The sequence below is a fragment of the Xinfangfangia pollutisoli genome, from assembly GCF_020179405.1.
In the GTDB taxonomy this organism is placed as follows: Bacteria; Pseudomonadota; Alphaproteobacteria; order Rhodobacterales; family Rhodobacteraceae; genus Pseudogemmobacter; species Pseudogemmobacter pollutisoli.
Map to the genome: position 1 here is coordinate 1 of NZ_JAICBZ010000171.1, position 1751 is coordinate 1751.

Below are 1751 nucleotides of genomic sequence, written 5' to 3' on the forward strand. Positions count from 1 at the left end.
CCGCGCCCCGCGCCCCCCGGGCACGCAAGCCGCGCAAGCCGGCCGCCGAAACCGGCGCCGAAGGCGATGCCGCCGTTCCGGCCGGCGACGCGCCCGAAACGGCCGAGTGATCAGTAAAGCCGCGCGAGCGCGCAGAAGCGCTCAAGCGAAATCTCTTCCGCACGGGCCGTGGGGGCGATCCCTGCGGCCCGCAGCTTTTCCTCGACATCCGCACCCAAGCCTTTCAGCGACGAGCGCAGCATCTTGCGCCGCTGGTTGAAGGCCATGGCGGTGATGCGCTGCAAGGTGGCGCCGTTGCACGGATAGCGCGGCTCCTCCAGCCGCTTCAGATGCACCACCGCCGAATGCACCTTGGGCGCGGGGGTGAAGGCCTCGGGCGGCAGATGCAGCACGATCTTCGGCTCGGCCCGCCACTGCGCCAGAAGCGCCAGCCGGCCGTAATGATCCGACCCGGGCTTCGCCACGATCCGCTCGGCCACTTCCTTCTGGAACATCAGCGTCAGACTGTCCCAGAACGGCGGCCAGCTGGCCGGTGTCAGCCAGCGGATCAACAGCTCGGTCCCGACATTATAGGGCAGGTTCGCCACCACCTTGACCGGCTGGGTCAGATGCGCCGCCACATCCAGCTTCAGCGCATCGCCCAGAAGCGGCACCAGCCGCCCGGGATAATGCGCGGCGATCTGTTCCAAGGCCGGCATGGCGCGCGGATCCATTTCCACCGCCACCACCCGCCGCGCGCCCTCGGCCAGAAGCCCGCGCGTCAGCCCGCCCGGGCCCGGGCCAACTTCCAGCACATCGCAGCCGGTCAGATCGCCGGCGCAGCGGGCGATCTTGGCGGTCAGGTTCAGATCCAGCAGGAAATTCTGCCCCAGCTGCTTCTTCGCCACCAGATCATGCGCGGCGATCACCTCGCGCAGGGGCGGCAACCCGTCGATCGTTCCCATCTTCGCCGCCCTGCCTTCCTCTCTGTAAAAATATCCCGGGGGTCCGGGGGCAGAGCCCCCGGCGCTTATGCCCCGCGCGCCGCTGCCATATCGCGCGCCAGACGCAGGGCCGCAACCGTGCTGGACACATCCGCGACGCCCTGGCCGGCAATGTCATAGGCGGTGCCATGATCGGGCGAGGTACGGATGAAGGGCAGGCCCAGCGTCACATTCACCCCGCCGGCGAAGTCGATGGTCTTGATCGGGATCAGCGCCTGATCGTGATACATGCAGATCGCCGCATCATAGCCGGCCCGCGCCCTGGCGTGAAACATCGTATCGGCGGGCAAGGGGCCGCGCAGGTCGATGCCCTCGGCGCGCAGCCGCGCCAGCAGGGGCCGGATCATCCGCTCTTCCTGATCGCCCATCACCCCGCCTTCGCCGGCATGCGGGTTCAGCCCCGCCACCGCGATCCGCGGCCGCGCCAGGCCGAAATCGCGGATCAGCCCGGCCTGGGTGATGCGGATCACCGCCTCCAGCAGCGGCTCGGTCAGCGCGCCCGGCACCTCTTGCAGCGGGATATGGATCGTCGCCGGCACGACGCGCAGCTCGGGGCAGGCCAGCATCATCACCACCCGCTCGACCCTGGCCAGATGGGCGAGGTACTCGGTATGGCCGGGAAAGGCGAAATCCGCGCCGTCCTTCAGCGCCTTCTTGGTGATCGGCAGGGTGCAGATCGCCGCCGCCGCGCCGGTTTGCGCCAGGCCGACCGCGCGGTCGATCGCCGCGATCGTGCCGGCGGCATTCGCGGGCGCGGGCCGGCCGGGC

2 protein-coding genes are annotated in these 1751 nt (G+C 69.8%); both read right to left on the reverse strand.

Features of this window, described 5'->3' with window-relative positions:
* Positions 1-110 precede the first annotated feature (110 nt).
* Positions 111-944 (reverse strand): 16S rRNA (adenine(1518)-N(6)/adenine(1519)-N(6))-dimethyltransferase RsmA, encoded by an 834-nt coding sequence (rsmA, locus tag K1Y73_RS21830; protein ID WP_225030518.1) that lies wholly within the window; start codon positions 942-944, stop codon positions 111-113.
* A 65-nt stretch (positions 945-1009) separates the two neighbouring features.
* Positions 1010-1751, reverse strand: a 742-nt coding sequence (pdxA, locus tag K1Y73_RS21835) for a 4-hydroxythreonine-4-phosphate dehydrogenase PdxA (RefSeq protein WP_225030519.1), incomplete at its 5' end; no start/stop codon positions are given.